The 3,415-nt window shown below is 35.6% G+C and carries 5 protein-coding genes and 1 tRNA gene; all 6 read left to right on the top strand.

Annotation, left to right across the window (positions count from 1 at the left end):
• Positions 1–154: 154 nt before the first annotated feature.
• The gene (locus ACIQ1E_RS14030; RefSeq protein WP_396171985.1) at positions 155–352 is read left to right on the top strand and encodes a hypothetical protein; all 198 of its coding nucleotides are present in this window, start codon (positions 155–157) and stop codon (positions 350–352) included.
• Positions 353–458: 106 nt separating this feature from the next.
• Positions 459–896: a PaaI family thioesterase gene (locus ACIQ1E_RS14035; RefSeq protein WP_396171986.1), complete on the top strand. Its 438-nt coding sequence runs from the start codon at positions 459–461 to the stop codon at positions 894–896.
• Positions 896–1,987, top strand: a complete 1,092-nt coding sequence (locus ACIQ1E_RS14040; protein ID WP_396171988.1) for an isochorismate synthase — start codon at positions 896–898, stop codon at positions 1,985–1,987. The genes ACIQ1E_RS14035 and ACIQ1E_RS14040 overlap by 1 nt, the downstream gene beginning before the upstream one ends.
• Positions 1,988–2,080: 93 nt before the next feature.
• Positions 2,081–2,797 carry a bacillithiol biosynthesis deacetylase BshB1 gene (bshB1, locus tag ACIQ1E_RS14045; protein WP_396171989.1) on the top strand — a complete coding sequence of 239 codons (717 nt, stop codon included), beginning with the start codon at positions 2,081–2,083 and terminating at the stop codon, positions 2,795–2,797.
• A gap of 62 nt (positions 2,798–2,859) precedes the next feature.
• Positions 2,860–2,933 (top strand) — tRNA-His (locus ACIQ1E_RS14050).
• A 131-nt stretch (positions 2,934–3,064) separates the two neighbouring features.
• Complete coding sequence (locus tag ACIQ1E_RS14055; protein WP_396171991.1) at positions 3,065–3,394, top strand: YegP family protein; 330 nt, start codon at positions 3,065–3,067, stop codon at positions 3,392–3,394.
• The last annotated feature ends 21 nt before the right edge of the window (positions 3,395–3,415 follow it).

Raw genomic sequence — 3,415 nt, forward strand, 5'->3', positions numbered from 1 at the left:
GCCCATAAGGGACTTGCACCCTCTAGAAAAATAACACTCCATAATTTTGATTCTTAATCCGAAATTTGTATTTTCGAATTTTCCTTCGACACTACAGAGTGTGTCCTGCGGATGCAGGGCACACACAGCCGATTTGTTCGATGTAACTAAAAGTATGCAACGTATTTCTATTTGGAAAAATTTAATTCAAAATCATATTTCAAATGATACTGGCGAGGATATGTCAATCGATGATAAGCCAGCAAGTTGGGGGAATGCACCATTTTATAGATTGACTACCGGCAACGATCAAGGAGGAAGTAATGGAAACGCAAATTATTTTTCGACTAAAGCCAAAACTGTCAGTTGGTAACTAATATTATAAAATGAAAACAATTTTGCTATTTCTATTGTTTCTAAATTATTGTATTTTTAACCCAAAATCATTCGTATAGATTTACACTTTTAAAATAAAATCAATGACTTTCGACAAAGAAAAAATGCTACATTACTGTAATTCTATTTCAGAAAACACTTTGATGCAGACCCTTAATATAAAATACACTGACGCCGGCCCAGATTTTCTAACGGCTACAATGCCTGTAAATTCATCAGTTCACCAACCAATGGGATTGCTGCACGGGGGCGCTACCGTTGCTTTGGCAGAAAGTGTAGGAAGTGCGGCTTCATTTTTATTTACAAACGGCGAACATACTGAAGTTCGTGGTATAGAAATTTCCGCAAATCATGTTAAAGCCAAACGAAATGGAATAGTGACTGCTACAGCTCGGATTATTCACAAAGGAAGTAGTATTCATCTTTGGGAAATTAGGATAGTCGACGAAAATGACGCGCTAATTTCAATTTGTAAACTCACTACTATGGTTTTACCAAAAAGGAAAAGCAAGGAGTTGTAATGGAAAATATTTTAGATATAGCAAAAACTCATTTCGAGCAAGATTTTCCTTTTGTGCTCTATTGCAAACCCAATTCCGACGAAGTTATTGGCTTTTTTCAAAAAAATGATACTTTATATCCTGGTGATGATTTCACCAATAAAGGTTTTGTTTTTGCCTCTTTCGACGGAAGTAAAGCTTTTTTAATACCCGAAAATGAGTCTGATAGAATCAGTACTATTTTTCAAAATAAGGAAGTAGTTGTCTCGGAATTAGAAACCGATAATTCTGTTGCTTCGAGTAAAAGCAGTTTTGAAGAATTGGTTACTAAAGGTATTCAAGCCATTAATATGAATCAGTTCAAAAAGGTGGTTTTGTCCCGAAAGGAATCTATTGATTTAGCCGATTTTGATAGTATTACTGCCTTCGAAAAGTTGGTTTACTTATACCCAAATACTTTTGTTTACTGTTTTTATCATCCTAAAGTTGGAATTTGGTTGGGAGCAACTCCCGAGCAATTATTGAAAGCAGCTGGTAGTAAATTTGAAACGATTGCATTGGCAGGAACTCAAAAAGATAAGGGTTCAAACGAAGTCCTTTGGCGAAATAAAGAGCAAGAAGAACAACAATTCGTTACCGATTATATTGTTGAAAAAGTGAAGAATATTGCTTCTGAAATAAAAGTATCAAAACCATACAGTATAAAAGCCGGAAGCGTTTGGCATATCAAAACAGATATTTCTGGAGATTTTAAGTCTGAATTTGGTTTAAAGAATATCATTCAATTATTGCATCCGACACCCGCGGTTTGTGGGTTGCCAATGAATGAATCGAAAGCTTTTATATTAAAAAATGAGGATTATGATAGAACTTTTTATACTGGTTTTCTAGGTGAATTGAATATAGGTGAGAAAACAGATTTGTTTGTAAATTTGCGATGTATGGAAATTGAGGTTGCTTCCGCCACGTCGGACAGGTCGAAATTTGCAATGACAAAAGCCTATTTGTTTATGGGATGTGGCATCACAAAAGACAGTATTCCCGAAAAAGAATGGGAGGAAAGCGTTAACAAATCGTTGACGATGAAAAAAATGTTAGATTTCAGATTTTAGTCCCGAAAGTTTTCGGGAGCAGATTTTTAATTGATATTGCCATTGCCATTCAAATTGCCTTTGATTTTAAATATAATTAACCAAAAACAGAAAATGAAACTAGACATATTAGCATTTGGAGCGCATCCTGATGATGTAGAATTAGGTTGCAGCGGAACCCTTGCCAAAGAAATTTCACTGGGTAAGAAAGTTGGAATTATTGATTTAACTCGTGGTGAACTTGGTACACGTGGCTCTGTCGAGATTAGAAATCAAGAAGCTGCTGCGGCTGCAAAAATACTTGGTGTTTCTGTTCGAGAGAATTTAGACATGCGCGATGGTTTCTTTGTTAATGACGAAGCTCATCAATTGAAAATAATACAAATGGTTCGCAAGTACCAGCCAGAAATCGTGATTTGCAATGCCATAGACGACCGTCATATCGATCACAGTAAAGGCAGTCAATTGGTTTCGGACGCTTGCTTTTTATCGGGACTAATGAAAATTGAAACTGAAATTAATGGAAAAATACAAGTGGCTTGGCGACCAAAATTAGTGTATCATTATATGCAATGGAAAAACTTGACACCGGATTTTGTGGTTGATATTACGGGTTTCAATGAGAAGCGAGTGGAAGCCATCTTGGCTTATAGCTCGCAATTTTACAATTCAAATTCTGATGAACCTGAAACGCCTATTGCTTCTAAAAACTTCTTAGAAAGCCTCAATTATCGTCCAAAGGATTTAGGACGATTAATTGGAACGGATTATGCTGAGGGTTTTACGGTCGAAAGATATTTGGCAGTCAATAGTTTAAGTGATTTGATATAATTTTTTGGTATTTTTCTTTGCAAAAACCAACTTTAGTACTATATTTGCACTCGTTAAAAATGGTGGTTGTAGCTCAGCTGGTTAGAGTATTGGTTTGTGGTGCCGAGGGTCGCCGGTTCGAACCCGGTCAGCCACCCAGAATGCAAAAGCTTCGAAGAAATTCGAGGCTTTTTTTGTGGAGTTATACTGTAGAAAATAACCTAAATTCGTAAAGTGCTAATTTATTTTAGTAAATTGCAGAGTGTTAATTCTTTAACAATAGTATTTATGGGAACATTTTTAATTAGCAAAAGAAAAAATGACGAATTTCAGTTTGTATTAAAGGCTGGAAATGGTCAAGTTATCCTTGCAAGTGAAGGTTACAAAACCAAAGCTGCTTGTGAAAACGGAATTGAATCGGTTAGAAAAAATTCACAATTGGTTGATAGATTTGATAAATTGGAATCTAAAAACGGAAAGCCTTATTTTAACCTTAAAGCTTCAAACGGTCAAATAATTGGAAATAGTGAAATGTACGAATCTGCTGCTGCTCGCGATAATGGAATTGAATCAGTATTCAAAAATGCCCCTGAAGCTGAAGTAAAGGAAGAATTGTAATCGAACCTTGTATTTGTAGTA

The organism is Flavobacterium sp. (assembly GCF_044348915.1).
In the GTDB taxonomy this organism is placed as follows: Bacteria; Bacteroidota; Bacteroidia; order Flavobacteriales; family Flavobacteriaceae; genus Flavobacterium.

Coding starts and splice junctions, on each gene's coding strand:
- bshB1 (WP_396171989.1), top strand. CDS start 2,081: ATGAAACTAGACATATTAGCATTTGGAGCGCATCCTGATGATGTAGAA.
- ACIQ1E_RS14040 (WP_396171988.1), top strand. CDS start 896: ATGGAAAATATTTTAGATATAGCAAAAACTCATTTCGAGCAAGATTTT.
- ACIQ1E_RS14030 (WP_396171985.1), top strand. CDS start 155: ATGCAACGTATTTCTATTTGGAAAAATTTAATTCAAAATCATATTTCA.
- ACIQ1E_RS14055 (WP_396171991.1), top strand. CDS start 3,065: ATGGGAACATTTTTAATTAGCAAAAGAAAAAATGACGAATTTCAGTTT.
- ACIQ1E_RS14035 (WP_396171986.1), top strand. CDS start 459: ATGACTTTCGACAAAGAAAAAATGCTACATTACTGTAATTCTATTTCA.